This window comes from Saccharopolyspora pogona (genome assembly GCF_014697215.1).
GTDB classification, from domain to species: Bacteria; Actinomycetota; Actinomycetes; order Mycobacteriales; family Pseudonocardiaceae; genus Saccharopolyspora; species Saccharopolyspora hattusasensis.
The window spans coordinates 5,088,471-5,102,222 of sequence record NZ_CP031142.1 but is presented as its reverse complement, the minus strand read 5'-3'; the positions used below and the strand labels follow the sequence as shown (position 1 = coordinate 5,102,222).

15 protein-coding genes, 2 tRNA genes and 2 pseudogenes are annotated in these 13,752 nt (G+C 69.1%); 13 read left to right on the top strand and 6 right to left on the bottom strand.

Features of this window, described 5'->3' with window-relative positions:
• Positions 1–127: 127 nt before the first annotated feature.
• Positions 128–198: transfer RNA gene (locus DL519_RS23420), tRNA-Gly, on the bottom strand.
• Between the two features lie 116 nt (positions 199–314).
• Here DL519_RS23420 and DL519_RS23415 point away from each other — a divergent pair.
• Positions 315–388, top strand: a tRNA-Pro gene (locus DL519_RS23415).
• A gap of 136 nt (positions 389–524) precedes the next feature.
• Positions 525–737, top strand: coding sequence for a hypothetical protein (locus DL519_RS23410; RefSeq protein ID WP_190817943.1), 213 nt, complete (start codon positions 525–527; stop codon positions 735–737).
• Here DL519_RS23410 and DL519_RS23405 read toward each other — a convergent pair.
• The gene (locus tag DL519_RS23405) at positions 694–1,632 is read right to left on the bottom strand and encodes a sucrase ferredoxin (RefSeq protein WP_190817942.1); all 939 of its coding nucleotides are present in this window, start codon (positions 1,630–1,632) and stop codon (positions 694–696) included. The two genes, DL519_RS23410 and DL519_RS23405, sit on opposite strands and share 44 nt — an antisense overlap.
• A 203-nt stretch (positions 1,633–1,835) precedes the next feature.
• Between DL519_RS23405 and tig the strand changes: the two genes are divergently transcribed.
• The 3 genes from tig (at position 1,836) to DL519_RS23390 (ending at position 4,712) form a co-directional block, all read left to right on the top strand.
• The gene (gene tig, locus DL519_RS23400; protein WP_190817941.1) at positions 1,836–3,200 is read left to right on the top strand and encodes a trigger factor; all 1,365 of its coding nucleotides are present in this window, start codon (positions 1,836–1,838) and stop codon (positions 3,198–3,200) included.
• A gap of 214 nt (positions 3,201–3,414) precedes the next feature.
• The gene (locus DL519_RS23395) at positions 3,415–4,041 is read left to right on the top strand and encodes an ATP-dependent Clp protease proteolytic subunit (RefSeq protein ID WP_190817940.1); all 627 of its coding nucleotides are present in this window, start codon (positions 3,415–3,417) and stop codon (positions 4,039–4,041) included.
• A 38-nt stretch (positions 4,042–4,079) separates the two neighbouring features.
• Complete coding sequence (locus DL519_RS23390) at positions 4,080–4,712, top strand: ATP-dependent Clp protease proteolytic subunit (RefSeq protein ID WP_168586969.1); 633 nt, start codon at positions 4,080–4,082, stop codon at positions 4,710–4,712.
• A gap of 211 nt (positions 4,713–4,923) precedes the next feature.
• Here the strand turns inward: DL519_RS23390 and DL519_RS23385 are convergent, their stop codons facing one another.
• Positions 4,924–5,100: a hypothetical protein gene (locus DL519_RS23385; protein ID WP_190817939.1), complete on the bottom strand. Its 177-nt coding sequence runs from the start codon at positions 5,098–5,100 to the stop codon at positions 4,924–4,926.
• 101 nt (positions 5,101–5,201) lie between these two features.
• Here DL519_RS23385 and clpX point away from each other — a divergent pair, with 101 nt between their 5' ends.
• Both clpX and DL519_RS23375 read left to right on the top strand, forming a co-directional pair.
• Positions 5,202–6,482 (top strand): ATP-dependent Clp protease ATP-binding subunit ClpX, encoded by a 1,281-nt coding sequence (clpX, locus tag DL519_RS23380; RefSeq protein ID WP_190817937.1) that lies wholly within the window; start codon positions 5,202–5,204, stop codon positions 6,480–6,482.
• Positions 6,483–6,739: 257 nt separating this feature from the next.
• On the top strand, positions 6,740–7,378 hold the full coding sequence (locus DL519_RS23375; RefSeq protein ID WP_190817935.1) for an RBBP9/YdeN family alpha/beta hydrolase: 639 nt from the start codon (positions 6,740–6,742) through the stop codon (positions 7,376–7,378).
• Positions 7,379–7,383: 5 nt separating this feature from the next.
• Here DL519_RS23375 and DL519_RS23370 read toward each other — a convergent pair whose 3' ends face one another.
• The gene (locus DL519_RS23370) at positions 7,384–8,259 is read right to left on the bottom strand and encodes an alpha/beta hydrolase (protein ID WP_190817934.1); all 876 of its coding nucleotides are present in this window, start codon (positions 8,257–8,259) and stop codon (positions 7,384–7,386) included.
• A gap of 72 nt (positions 8,260–8,331) precedes the next feature.
• Positions 8,332–9,168, bottom strand: coding sequence for a formate dehydrogenase accessory sulfurtransferase FdhD (fdhD, locus tag DL519_RS23365; protein ID WP_190817932.1), 837 nt, complete (start codon positions 9,166–9,168; stop codon positions 8,332–8,334).
• A 105-nt stretch (positions 9,169–9,273) separates the two neighbouring features.
• On the opposite strand from fdhD, the gene DL519_RS23360 reads away from it, so the two are divergent.
• A complete protein-coding gene (locus DL519_RS23360) occupies positions 9,274–10,611 on the top strand; it encodes an OFA family MFS transporter (RefSeq protein WP_190817929.1) in 1,338 nt (445 codons plus the stop codon).
• The gene (locus DL519_RS50740) at positions 10,608–10,715 is read left to right on the top strand and encodes an MFS transporter small subunit (RefSeq protein WP_433881485.1); all 108 of its coding nucleotides are present in this window, start codon (positions 10,608–10,610) and stop codon (positions 10,713–10,715) included. The genes DL519_RS23360 and DL519_RS50740 overlap by 4 nt, the downstream gene beginning before the upstream one ends.
• A gap of 97 nt (positions 10,716–10,812) precedes the next feature.
• Here the strand turns inward: DL519_RS50740 and DL519_RS23355 are convergent, their stop codons facing one another.
• On the bottom strand, positions 10,813–11,724 hold the full coding sequence (locus DL519_RS23355) for a LysR family transcriptional regulator (protein WP_190817927.1): 912 nt from the start codon (positions 11,722–11,724) through the stop codon (positions 10,813–10,815).
• A gap of 71 nt (positions 11,725–11,795) precedes the next feature.
• Between DL519_RS23355 and DL519_RS23350 the strand changes: the two genes are divergently transcribed.
• From DL519_RS23350 to DL519_RS50290, 4 genes and pseudogenes are all read left to right on the top strand, one after another.
• A complete protein-coding gene (locus DL519_RS23350; protein WP_190817925.1) occupies positions 11,796–12,854 on the top strand; it encodes an SDR family oxidoreductase in 1,059 nt (352 codons plus the stop codon).
• 9 nt (positions 12,855–12,863) lie between these two features.
• Positions 12,864–13,115 (top strand): annotated as a pseudogene (locus DL519_RS50300) (SDR family NAD(P)-dependent oxidoreductase); the annotation flags it as partial.
• A gap of 25 nt (positions 13,116–13,140) precedes the next feature.
• Positions 13,141–13,308, top strand: a pseudogene (locus tag DL519_RS50295) (SDR family NAD(P)-dependent oxidoreductase); the annotation flags it as partial.
• The gene (locus tag DL519_RS50290; RefSeq protein WP_449619147.1) at positions 13,302–13,724 is read left to right on the top strand and encodes an SDR family oxidoreductase; all 423 of its coding nucleotides are present in this window, start codon (positions 13,302–13,304) and stop codon (positions 13,722–13,724) included. The pseudogene DL519_RS50295 and the gene DL519_RS50290, both read left to right, overlap by 7 nt.
• Positions 13,725–13,752: the final 28 nt, after the last annotated feature.

Here is a 13,752-nt window from a genome sequence, read left to right as displayed (position 1 = left end):
CTGAGAAGCAGTCGAAAAGTGACCCTCGTGCCGTGGGGGGTGTGGGGGGCTCGGCCCCCACAGCGAAGGCGAAGAGTAAGGGTCTAGGTGGGCCGAAGGCCCACTAGACACAAAGTGTCCAACTCGGAGCGGGCGACGGGAATCGAACCCGCGTAGCCAGTTTGGAAGACTGGGGCTCTACCATTGAGCTACGCCCGCGTGCTACTTCCGCCCGGCCCTCGCGGGCTTAGGCGACCTTGCTGTGTCACAGCTTAGCGGGTCGCGATAAGCTGTCCGCAACGCACCCGGGGTTCCCGGGTGCTCCGCACGTCGGACGGGGTGTGGCGCAGTTTGGTAGCGCACTCGCTTTGGGTGCGAGGGGTCGTGGGTTCAAATCCCGCCACCCCGACGTCGCGGCCGGCCGCTCGCCATCGGTGAGTGGCCGGTTTTCTTTTTGCCGGTCGGCGTGTTCGGCGTGGTGATGTGCGTCGCAGCAGCCGGCTGCGGATGGTAACGGTCTGTGGGGGGCGGCCGATCTTCCCTTCGTGCGCGATTGGAGTCTGTCCGGTTTCCGGGTCCAGCTGCCGACCTTGGTGGTGTGCGCGGTGTTGGGCGCCGCGGTGGCTTTCCTGGTCGTCGTTTCGCTGTGCGTGCCGGGTCCGCCGGTTTCGCCTGCTTCGGCGCCGCCGGAGGGCATCGTGACCGCGGTGACGCCTACTCAGTTGGGTTCGGCGGTTGGGGCGCTGGTCGGCGGTTGATGGTTTCGACGGCGCAGGCGGTGGGGCGGATCGCCTTCTTGCCGCAGCTGTTGGGCCGGGGCGGGTCGAGTTCGCGTTCCCGGACCACGACCTGCCAGCTCCGGCCGTCCTGGTGGTCGATCAGCACCTGGTGGGCTTCTTCGCTGGTGACGCGCAGGGCGTCGGCGAGGTATTCGCCGAGGCGCTCCCGGAGGGCGAGTTCGGCGGCTTGTCCGGCGCGGCTCCACGTGGATCGGCCTCGGCAGTGGTCGAGGACGACCTTCCCGGCCGCGGCTGAGGACAGCACCGCGTCGGCGGTTTGCGCGTTCAGCCGCCCGTAGGTGTACCCGCTGGGCAGCACGACCGCGGCGGGCGCGAAGCGGTGCCCGCCGGTGTGCGAGGACTCCCAGACCGTGCCGTCGTGCCGCCCGGCGAGTTCGGTGATCAGTTCGCGGCCGAGGAGGGCGCAGCACCGGTCGCGGCGGCCGTTGGTGCACACCAGCAGCAGCGGCTCGGTGGCAGGCTGCCCCCAGCCGTCGTGGTGGCCGGCCGCGATCCGGGCGAAGTCGAGTTCGAGGAGTTCGGCGGGGTCCGTGGTGGTCGCAGTCCGCAGCCAGCCGGTGCCGGGGGCGGTGTGCGCGAGGAACACCCGCCGCGGCTGGTCACCGGCGGTGTCCGCGTGCCGCCCGGGGTGCCGGATGAGCTGGATCCGCACCCGGTGCTGGCCGGCCCGCGCGGACAGCGCCCGCCCGAGCTCGGGGTCCAGGTGGCTCTGGGTCAGCGCGTTGTGGCCCCAGGGGCCGCGCTGTTCCAGGCACAGCCAGCTGTCGGCCACCGCTGCGGTGCCGGGCATCGGCTCGGCGAGCGTTTCGGACAGTGCGGCGCAGGTAGCGGCGTCGGCTGCGGTGTGGTGCACGTTTCCACTCAAACACGGATGACGGTTCGGCGGAGCATCCGGGCTTAGGTGAGGCTTGCCAAACGCGGGTAGTTGCAACCCCGGGCCGTGTGCCCCGGCGGGAAGCAATAGACTCGGAGGTCAGCCCGGCATCGTTGGACGTGGTGGTATGCCGCGCCCGTTGGCAGCGCCGGGAATCAAGCACGTTCGCACTAGGAGACCACGTGAAGAGCACCGTCGAGCACCTGAGCCCGACGCGCGTCCGGATCAACGTCGAGGTGCCGTTCGACGAGCTCAAGCCGAACTTCGACCGCGCGTACAAGGCACTCGCCCAGCAGGTCCGCATCCCCGGCTTCCGGCCGGGCAAGGTCCCGGCGCGGGTGCTGGAGAGCCGCATCGGTCGGGGCCCCGTGCTCGACGAGGTCGTCAACGAAGCGGTCCCGGCCAAGTACCTGGAGGCGGTCAACAGCAGCGAGGTGCGCACCCTCGGTACCCCGGACATCGAGGTGACCAAGATCGAGGACGGCGCGGAGATCGCGTTCACCGCGGAGGTCGACGTCCGTCCCGAGATCACCGTGCCCGCCTTCGGTGAGCTGTCGGTCAGCGTGGACGACGTCGTGGTCACCGAGGACGAGGTGACCGAGCAGCTCGACTCGCTGCGCGCCCGCTTCGGCACCCTCACCGGGGTGGAGCGCTCCGCGCAGGAGGGCGACTTCGTCAGCATCGACCTGTCGGCCACCGTCGACGGCGAGGACGTCGAGGACGCCAAGACCAGCGGCCTGTCCTACGAGATCGGCTCCGGCCAGCTCATCGAGGGCATCGACGACGCGCTGATCGGCGCGAGCGAGGGCGACACCAAGACGTTCACCACCAAGCTGGTGGCCGGTGAGTACGCCGGCAAGGACGCCGAGGTTTCGGTCACGCTCAACTCCGTCAAGGAGCGCCAGCTGCCCGAGGCCGATGACGAGTTCGCCCTGCTGGCCAGCGAGTTCGACACCGTCGAGGAGCTCGTCGCCGACCTGCGGGAGCGGCTGGGCCGGGTCAAGAAGATGCAGCAGGGCATGGAGGCCCGGGACAACGTCCTGGACGCGCTGCTGGAGACCGTCGAGGTGCCGCTGCCGGAGAAGATCGTCGAGTCGGAGATCGAGGCGCGCCAGCACGACGCGTTGCACCCGTTCGACCACGACGAGGCGCGCTTCGAAGAGTGGCTTGAGCAGCAGGAGAAGACCCGCGAGGAGTTTGATGCCGAGACTCGCGCCGAGGCGGAGAAGGCGGTCAAGACTCAGCTGGTGCTGGACACCATCGCCGACGCCGAGGACGTGTCCGTCTCCGACGACGAGCTCACCCAGCGGATCATCTACCAAGCCCAGCGCTTCGGCATGAGCCCGGACCAGTTCGTTCAGCAGGCCCAGCAGTCGGGCCAGCTCGGCGCCATGTACGCCGACGTGCGCCGCAGCAAGGCGCTGTTCTCGGTCGTGCGCCAGGCCACCGTCACCGACGAGGCCGGCAACGAGCTGGACCTCGACGAGCTGTTCGGCCCGCAGGAGTCCGAGCAGGCCGAGCCGGCCGAGGCCGCGAAGGCGGAGTGACCCGCCTCTCGACCGGACAATTGAATAGCATGCTCTAAGCGAACGTGGGCGGTACTAGGAAGCTGGTGCCGTCCACGTTCGTTAGGGTCGGTTGTAGCGGATCACCCGAGAGGGAAGCAGGACATCGCCGGGGCGCGGTCCACTGTGGAAGTGGGCGGAGTGGCCGAAGTGGCCCCGGTGGACAACGGCCCATTGTGGGAGAAGGCAGGGAGACGTGACGCAGCACCTGACTGTTCCGGCGTCCGACACGCAGTCGCCGTCCATGCGGACGGGGACGAACGGGCTCTCGCTCAACGACTCGGTTTACGAGCGGCTGCTGCGGGAGCGCATCATCGTCCTCGGCTCCCAGGTCGAGGACTCGATCTCGAACCAGATTTGCTCGCAGCTGCTGCTGCTGGCGGCGGAGGACCCGGACCGCGAAATTTCGCTCTACATCAACTCGCCGGGTGGCTCGGTGACGGCGGGCATGGCGATCTACGACACCATGCAGCTGATCAAGCCGGACGTGGCCACCGTGGCAATGGGCATGGCCGCCTCGATGGGACAGTTCCTGCTGTCCGCGGGCGCCCAGGGCAAGCGGTTTGCGCTGCCGCACGCGCGGATCATGATGCACCAGCCGTCGGCCGGTCTCGGCGGTACGGCTTCGGACATCGAGATCCAGGCCAAGATGTTCTCCAGGCACAAGAAGGAGATGGCCGAGCTGATCGCGGCGCAGACCGGTCAGACGGTGGAGAAGATCACTCAGGACTCGGACCGCGACCGGTGGTTCACCGCGGAGGAGGCCCGCGAGTACGGGTTCGTGGACCACGTGGCGAGTGCCGCGAACCTTCCGAGCAGCTGATCATCCCGCCCGGACCTAGCAACGAGGAGTCACCTGTCGTGAACCCTTATCAGTCTCTGCAGTCCCGGTACGTGCTGCCTTCGTTCGTCGAGCGCACCGCGTACGGGGTCAAGGAGTCGAACCCTTACAACAAGCTGTTCGAGGAACGCATCATCTTCCTCGGCGTCCAGGTCGACGACGCGTCCGCCAACGACGTGATGGCGCAGTTGCTGTTCCTGGAGTCCGACGACCCGGACCGCGAGATCCAGATGTACATCAACTCGCCCGGTGGATCGTTCACCGCGCTGATGGCCATCTACGACACCATCCAGTACGTCCGGCCGGACGTGCGCACCATCTGCCTCGGGCAGGCGGCCTCGGCCGCGGCGGTGCTGCTGGCCGCCGGCACCAAGGGCAAGCGGATGGCGCTGCCGAACTCGCGGATCCTGATCCACCAGCCGTCGGTCGAGGGCATCTACGGCCAGGTTTCCGACCTGGAGATCCAGGCCGCCGAGGTGCAGCGGATGCGCGAATTGCTGGAGACCACGTTGGCGAAGCACACCAACCGGTCTCAGGAGCAGGTCCGCGACGACATCGACCGGGACAAGATCCTCACGGCCGAGCAGGCCGCCGAGTACGGCATCATCGACGAGGTCCTGCCCTACCGGAAGCTGTCGGCGCAGAAGTCCTGATTCAGAAGAATGCACGGCTCGTCCTGAGCAGCGGTGCGAGTAGCGGAACCTCAGAGGCTTTCTCGACTCCGGGATCCCCGACTCGTGTATGACCCAACACGCCACGTCGGGGCTGTCCTCGCGAGAAGGCCTCTGAGAACCCGCGGCGGTGCCGGTTGCGAGGGTGGGCCAAGCGGCTGCGCCGCTTGCGGCGGCTTCCGCGCACGCGGCGTCAAGCGTCGCGATGCCGGTTGCGGGATGAAGCAACCGCCCGATACCGCAGTGCGCGGTCGCGCACCTGGTAGAAGTGGGCGGACGGCCGGATAGTGGCGGACTCGCCACGCCCGTCCGTTGTCCACGACACGCCGAACGCGGTGCTGGTCACACCACGCTCGGCCATGGCGGACACTGTGAGTCTCCCCGAACACGGGGAACGACAGGTACCGTCGGAGGCACATACGGTCAGGCGCGCTACTGGACGGCGCGCCGGAGGGGACGGGGTCAGCGGTCATGGCACGTATCGGTGACGGCGGCGACCTGCTGAAGTGCTCCTTCTGCGGGAAGAGCCAGAAGCAGGTGAAGAAACTCATCGCCGGCCCCGGCGTGTACATCTGCGATGAGTGCATCGATCTCTGCAACGAGATCATCGAGGAGGAACTGGCCGAGGCGGGCGAGGTCAAGCTCGACGAGCTGCCGAAGCCGGCCGAGATCCACGAGTTCCTCGACCAGTACGTCATCGGGCAGGACCCGGCGAAGCGGAACCTGGCGGTTGCGGTCTACAACCACTACAAGCGCATCCAGGCCGGTGAGCGCCGGGAGAGCCGCGGTGAAGAGGCCGTCGAACTGGCCAAGTCGAACATCCTGATGCTCGGGCCCACCGGCTGCGGCAAGACCTACCTGGCCCAGACGCTGGCCAAGATGCTCAACGTCCCGTTCGCGATCGCCGACGCCACCGCACTCACTGAGGCCGGTTACGTGGGCGAGGACGTGGAGAACATCCTGCTCAAGCTGATCCAGGCGGCCGACTACGACGTGAAGCGGGCCGAGACCGGGATCATCTACATCGACGAGGTCGACAAGATCGCGCGCAAGAGCGAGAACCCGTCGATCACCCGCGACGTCTCCGGCGAGGGCGTTCAGCAGGCTCTGCTGAAGATCCTGGAAGGCACCACCGCGAGCGTGCCGCCGCAGGGCGGTCGCAAGCACCCGCACCAGGAGTTCATCCAGATCGACACCACGAACGTGCTGTTCATCGTGGCGGGCGCGTTCGCCGGGCTGGAGAAGATCGTCGAGGACAGGGTCGGCAAGCACAGCGTCGGGTTCGGCGCGGAGCTGCGGTCGAAGAACCAGATCGACACCACCGACCACTTCGTCGATGTGATGCCCGAGGACCTGATCAAGTTCGGCTTGATCCCCGAGTTCATCGGCCGGCTGCCTACGGTCGCCAGCGTCACCAACCTGGACAAGCCGTCGCTGGTGCAGATCCTCACCGAGCCGCGCAACGCGCTGGTGAAGCAGTACAAGCGGTTGTTCGAGATGGACAACGTGGAGCTGGAGTTCACCAAGACCGCGCTGGAGGCCATCGCCGACCAGGCGATCCTGCGGGGCACGGGTGCCCGCGGGCTGCGCGCGATCCTGGAAGAGGTCCTGCTGCCGGTGATGTACGACATCCCGAGCCGTTCGGACGTGGCCAAGGTCGTGATCACAGAGCAGACGGTGCGCGAGAACGTCAACCCGACGATCGTCGCCCGCCAGGCCACTCGTCGCGAGCGCCGCGAGAAGTCCGCCTGAGGCCAGCTGGGTCGGTGTCGCAGCAGTCGTGCGGTGATGTCCCCTGCGCGGGCCTTCGCGTCGCGAGCGCGTTCAGCGGTTGACGAGTCGTTGCGAAGGGTGCCGAGGGCGGTGCCCTTCGGGCTGCTCCTCGGGTGGGCGCCGCCCGTGGTCTTGAATATGACCGGATCGGTGGGTACCGGTCGCGGCCTGCGGATCCATCGGGGTTAGATGATCATTGGGTGCGACCAGACCAACGTTTCTCCGGGAGCGGTGCCATGAGCGAGATGCATGTCCTGCTGGTTCACGGAATGACCGGTTCCGGCCCTTGGCATTGGCAGCAGTGGCTCGCCGGGCAGCTCCGGGAGCAGGGCGTCCAGGTGGACCTGCCGGCCCTGCCCGACCCCGACCGGCCGATGCTCGAGAACTGGCTGCCGGTGCTTCGGGAGCGGCTGGAGGCCGTGCCGCCGGAAGCCGAACTGGTCGTCGCGGCCCATTCCTGCGGGGTGGCGCTGTGGCTGCACCACGCGGCGACGATCGCCGGGCGGTCCCGGCGCGCGGACCAGGTCCTGCTCGTGTCCCCGCCGGCCCGGGACTGGCAGCACCCGGGCGCCCAGGGCATCACGCCCTACCCGGCGGACGCCTCGGCGCTGCGCCGGGCCGCCGGGATCACCCGCCTCGTGGTGGGCACCGGCGACCCCTACCTGTCGATGTACCAGGCGCACGCGTTGGCCGAGGACCTGCAGGTCGAGGTGGACGTGATCCTCGACGGCGGGCATCTCAACACCGACGCCGGCTACGGTCCGTGGCCAGCGGTGCTGCGCTGGTCCCTGTACGGCACGGTCCCGCTCAACGACCGCTTCGACACGGACACCTACACCGCGGGCCCGTCCCAGGAACGCCTACGCCTGGTCTGAGTCCTTCACCTGTCGCTTGAGCGGGCGAGCTGGGTGCCGACGAAATCGACGAGCTCCGGCAGCGCCTTGCGGTAGTAGCGGCTGCTGTGGCCGCCCGGGGTGGTCGAGGCGTACTCGGGCTGGGCGGCGCGGATGAAGCGGCGGGTGCCGTCGATGAAGCGGTCCTCGGTGCCGCACCACACGCCCAGCGGGACGTCGCCGAGCGCGCCGATGTGGCGGAGCGGGTCCATCTCCGCCCACTCCGCCTCGTTTGCGAAGGCCCGCCGCTTGCTCATCTCCTGCCAGCTGGTGATCAGCGCCGGGGAGACCACGGCGGCGGCCGACAGGGGGTTGCCCTGCTCGCGGCGGCGGCGGGCGTAGAGCAGCGCGCCGAAGCCGCCCATCGAGATGCCGGCGGCCGCGAACGGTCGGCCGCCTTCGCCGCCGAGGCCGCGTTCTGCCAGCCAGCGCGGCACTTCGTCGAGCAACATCGACATCGGATCATCGCCGGGCCACCGGTGCCAGTAGCTGTTCCCGCCGCCGTCCACTGCGAGGAACGCGAACGGCGGGATGCGGCCGGCCGCGACCGAGTCGGACAGCCAGTTCGGCAGCCCGCCCGCCGACTTGCGCGCGTCGCCGAACCGGCCGTGCAGCATCAGGCAGACCGGAAGTCCGTCGCGCGCAACGCCTTTCGGGTACATCGTGACGAGATGGACGGGGCAGTTGCGGGCCTGCGAGTACACCTGCTCCACGGACACGTCCGACGCCTCGGCCAGCGGCACCGCCGCGCGCGAGTCGAGGTCGGCGCTCAGCCCGACGCCCAACGCGCCGAGCCCGGCAACACCGGCGGCGAGGACGCTGCGCCGACTCAGCATGCGGCCGCGCGAATCACCGTCGCCCATGCACCCTCCCGGTTGACCGTTCGCTCTCATCGTGCCAACGGCATGTGCCGCCACCAACCGGATGGGGCGCAATCAGGCGATGTCCTTCGTCACGATGCGCTCGGCTCCGGTGTAGACGTTCATGGACCGGCCGCGGAGGAACCCGATCAACGTCATGCCCTGCTCCGCCGCGAGGTCCGCGGCCAGCGACGATGGCGCGGACACCGCAGCGAGCGCGGGCACCCCGGCCATCGCGGCCTTCTGCACGAGCTCGAACGAAGCCCGGCCGGACACCAGCAGCACGCACCCGGTCAACGGCACCCGGTCCGCCAGCAGGGCCCAACCCAGGACCTTGTCGACCGCGTTGTGCCTGCCGACGTCCTCGCGCACCACGAGCACCTCGCCGTCGGACTCGAACAGGCCTGCCGCGTGCAGCCCGCCGGTGGTGTCGAAGACGCGCTGGGCGGCCCGCAACCGGCCGGGGAGCTCGATGAGGGTGGTGGGTTCCAGCGTCAGCGGGTCGTCGGCGGGGGAGTGGCGGGTGCTCAGCCGGACCGAGTCCAGCGCGGCCTTGCCGCACACCCCGCAGGACGAGGTGGTGTAGAAGTTGCGCGTCACCGATGCGTCCGGCGGCTGCACGCCGGGCGCGAGCAGGATGTCGAGCACGTTGTAGGTGTTGCGGCCGTCCGGCCCGGGGCTGTCGCAGTAGCGGGCCGTGGACAGCTGGTCCTTGTCGTGGATGACGCCCTCGGTCAGCAGGAACCCGTGCGCGAGCTCGATGTCGTGGCCGGGCGTGCGCATGGTGACCGAAAGCGGGGCGCCGTTGACCCGGATCTCCAGCGGCTCCTCGGCGGCCAGGGTGTCCGGCCTGGTCCGGGCGCCGTCGGCAGCGATCTTCAGCACCGGTCGTCGCATGGTTACGCGTCCCATCGGGCCCTCCCTGCCAGGCTGCGTCGGCGAAACGCGCTTCATTCGGATGGCTTGTACACAGTATGCTCAGCCGCGCTGTGATCAACGCCGCGCCGGGGAGGTCCCATGGTCGCAGACCTGCTCGCTCCCACTCGAATCGTCGCACCCACTGGCTGGAACCGGTGGCTGGTTCCGCCCGCCGCCCTCGCGGTGCACCTGTCCATCGGGCAGGTCTACGCCTGGAGCGTCTTCAAGCCGCCGCTGGAAGGAGCCCTCGGCCTGTCCGGGACGCTTAGCGCGCTCCCGTTCCAGCTGGGCATCGTGATGCTCGGGCTGTCCGCCGCGCTGGGTGGGACGCTGGTGGAACGCCGTGGCCCGAGGTGGGCCATGGCGGTGTCCGCCACCTGCTTCTCGCTGGGATTCCTGCTGTCCTCGCTCGGGGTTTCGCTCGGCCAGTACTGGCTGGTGGTGCTTGGGTACGGATTCGTCGGCGGGATCGGGCTCGGCATCGGCTACATCTCGCCGGTATCGACGCTGATCAAGTGGTTCCCGGACCGGCCGGGCATGGCGACCGGCATCGCCATCATGGGCTTCGGCGGCGGCGCGCTGATCGCCTCGCCGTGGTCGGCCCAGATGCTGGAGGCCTTCGGCACCGGTCGGTCCGGGATCGCGCTGACCTTCCTGGTGCACGGGCTGGTCTACGGGGTGTTCATGTCGCTGGGCGTGGCGCTGGTGCGGGTGCCGCCGCCGGACTGGCGCCCTGCGGCGGCGCCGAAGCAGGTGGCCCGCCCGCTGATCACCACGGCGAACGTGGCGGCCCGCAACGCGGTGCGCACGCCGCAGTTCTGGCTGCTGTGGGTTGTCCTGTGCTGCAACGTCACGGCCGGGATCGGCATCCTGGAGAAGGCCTCGCCGATGATCGTCAGCTTCTTCGCGGAGAGCTCGACACCGGTTGCGACCGGCGCCGCGGCCGGGTTCGTCGCGCTGCTTTCGCTGACCAACATGGCCGGACGCTTCATCTGGTCGTCCACATCGGACACCCTCGGGCGCAAGAACATCTACCGGCTCTACCTCGGCGGCGGGGTGCTGCTGTACCTGGGCATCATGCTGTTCGGGGCGACCGGGGTCCCAGTCTTCGTGCTGTTCGCGATGCTGATCCTTTCGTTCTACGGCGGCGGTTTCGCGACGATCCCCGCCTACCTGAAGGACCTGTTCGGCAGCTACGAGGTGGGCGCGATCCACGGTCGGCTGCTCACCGCGTGGTCGGTGGCCGGCGTGTTGGGGCCGCTGATCGTCAACGCGATCGCCGATGTCCGCAAGGCGGCCGGTGCCACCGGGCCGGACCTGTACACGACGTCGCTGTACATCATGATCGGCCTGCTTGTCGTCGGGTTCGTGGCCAACGAACTGGTGCGGCCGGTCAACCCCAGGTTCCATGAACCGGCCACGGGAGGTGCGCGATGAACCGCCGGGGACTGCTCCTCTTCGCGTGGGCGTGGGTCGGAGTGCCCTTCGCCTACGGCGTGTACGAACTCGTCCAGAAGGTCACCCAGCTCTTCACCGGCTGACTCCGGGGGCCGGACCACTCGTTCGGGGATGTCTTTTTGAAGCGAACGGACTGTTCGTGCCGATAGAAGAGGCGAGCAGTCCGTTCGCTTCAACCCGCTATCCCGCGAGGCAGCGGCGGACGTGCTCGGGGAGGACCGCGGCCTTGCGGGTGAGGGTGTCGACGAAGGCTGCTGTGAGCGGGTCCGGGCTGCTGCGCGTATAGGCGGTCAGGGTTCGGTGCACGGGCGGGTCGGGGCGCAGCAGCTTTCCGTCGAAGCGGCGCGGGATGATGTTCGCCGGAACCAGCGCGGGGCCCAGCCCGGCGGCGGCGAGCATCGGGGCCGCCGCGGTCTGCTCGGTGCGGATTGCGGCCTTCGCCTGGAATCCGGCCCCGGCGCACGCCTGTTCCAGCACGTCGGCAAGGCCGTTCGCTGGGCCGTAGTGCACCCAGCCCTGATCGGCCAGCTTTGCGAGGTCGATGCGCGTCGCGCCCTCGCCGGCCGCCGGATCATCCGGCGGCAGCACGACGACAAACTCCTCCACACCCAGGGTGTGGACCGGACCGTCCCAATCGGATGGTGGCGGCCCCACCGCCAGATCGGCCTGCCCGGCGGTCATCGCCGCCCGGAGCTCGTCGGTGTGCCGGTGCTCGAAGAGTCTGATGTGGACACCGCTGTGCGCTCGGCGCCACGCGCGCAGCACCGGCGGCAGCACGCCGAGGCTGAGCGAATACACCGTGGCGAGCCGCAACTCGCCGCTTTCCAGCCCGGACACCTGGCGGGCGGCCAGCCGCGCCCGTTCGGCGTCGGCCAGCGCCGCGCGGGCGTGCGGCAGCATCGCGCGGCCCATCGGGGTGAGCCGGATCGCGCGCGGCAGGCGTTCCAGCAGCGGGCCGCCGACCTCCCGCTCCAGCGCTCGCACCTGGTGCGACAGCGCGGGCTGGGTGACGTGCAGGAGTTCCGCGGCGCGGGTGAACGAGCCCTCTGCCACCACCGTGACCAGGTACTCGAACTGTCGCAGCGTTGGCATGAACAGAACTTATCACTAATAGAAAGTACAAGCCTTGGACTTATCGGTCGGGCGCGACGATTGTTGTCGGCATGGAGCACAACACGAAGGTCGCCCTGGTCGTGGGGGCGAACGGGGTCATCGGCCGCAACCTCGTCGAGCACCTGGCCACGCTGCCCGACTGGGAGGTCGTCGGGCTTTCCCGGCGCGGCGGCGAGAACAACGGCCGGGTCCGGTACGTGGCCGTCGACCTGCTCGATCCGCAGGACACCCGGGGGAAGCTGCGCGACCTGACCGGCGTCACGCACGTCTTCTACGCCGCCTACCAGGACCGCCCGACCTGGGCGGAACTCGTCCCGCCGAACATGGCGATGCTGACCAACGTCGTCGACGCGATCGAGGCCGCCGCGCCCGGCCTGCGGCACATCAGCCTCATGCAGGGTTACAAGGTCTACGGCGCGCACCTCGGCCCGTTCAAGACTCCTGCCCGCGAGAACGACGCCCGGCCGATGCCGCCCGAGTTCATGGCCTCCCAGCAACAGTTCCTGGAGCAGCGCCAGGTGGGCAAGGCCTGGACCTGGACGGCGCTGCGCCCGTCGGTAGTGGCCGGTTTCGCCCTCGGCAACCCGATGAACCTGGCGATGGTGATCGCGGTCTACGCGGCCATCTCGAAGGAACTCGGCCTGCCGCTGCGGTTCCCGGGCAAGCCCGGCGCCTACGACTCGCTGCTGGAGATGACCGACGCCGGGCTGCTGGCGAAGGCGACGGTGTGGGCCGCCACCTCGGAGCGGGCCGATAACCAGGCCTTCAACATCAACAACGGCGACCTGTTCCGCTGGCGCGAGCTGTGGCCGAAGATCGCCGCGCACTTCGGGCTGGACGTCGCGGACCCGCTGCCGATGTCGCTGCTGGACGTGATGGCCGACAAGGCGCCGCTGTGGCAGGAGATGGTCGCCAAGCACGACCTGAAGCCGCACACTTTCCAGGAGGTGTCGTCCTGGCAGTTCGGCGATTTCGTCTTCTCCTGGGACTACGACATGTTCGCCGACGGCTCGAAGGCCCGCCGGTTCGGGTTCCACGAGTTCGTCGACACCGAGGCGATGTTCCTGGAGATCTTCGACGACCTGCGCGAGCGCCGGGTCATTCCGTGAAGGGTTCTGATGGATCTGCAGCTGACCGGCAGGGTGTTCGTGGTGACCGGCGCATCCGCGGGGATCGGTGCGGCGACGGTCCGCCTGCTGGCCGCCGAAGGCGCGAAAGTCGTTGGTGTGGCGCGAAAACCGCACGGGATCTGCGAACTCGGCAGCGGGATCAGCGCGGTGGCGGCGGACATCACCGACCCGAACGTCGCCGAGCGGGTCGTCGAAACCGCGCTGACGCGGCACGGCCGCCTGGACGGACTGGTGAACAACGTGGGCGGCGTGGCAGTCGCGCACCGGATTCCTGGACGTCGCCGACGAGCAGTGGAAGCAGACCTTCGAGCTCAACCTCCACTCGGCGATCCGTATGACCCGAGCGGCCCTGCCCGCCCTGCTCGACCGGGGCGAGGGCGGCCTCGTGCACGTGACCAGCGAAGCGGCGCGCTTCCCGGACGCGCCATTGGTCGACTACGCGGCTCGAAGACCGCGATGCTGTCGGTCTCCAAGGTGCTGGCGGCCGAGTCCGGGCCGAAGGGCGTGCGGTCCAACGTCATCGCGCCCGGGCCCACCCGAACCTGGTTGTGGCGCGCCGGGAGGCTTCGCGGCGCAGCTGGCGGACCAGTTCGGGCTGCCGGTGGAAGAAGCGGTCGACCACTTTGTCCGGGACGTGCGGCGCCTGCCCAGCGGCCGCCCCGGCACCCCCGACGACGTTGCGAGGGTGATCGCATACCTCCTGTCGCCGCTGGCGACCCAGGTCACCGGGGGCGGAATCGTCGGTCGACGGAGAGGAGCCCTGCGCCAGCTGTAGACCGCGGGCGTCGGTCGGTTTGGGTGGACCGTTTCAGCCCGATCAGCTCCCGCGGGGGTGGGTGGTGGCGCTAACGTCGGTCGCGCACCCCGCACAGTGAGG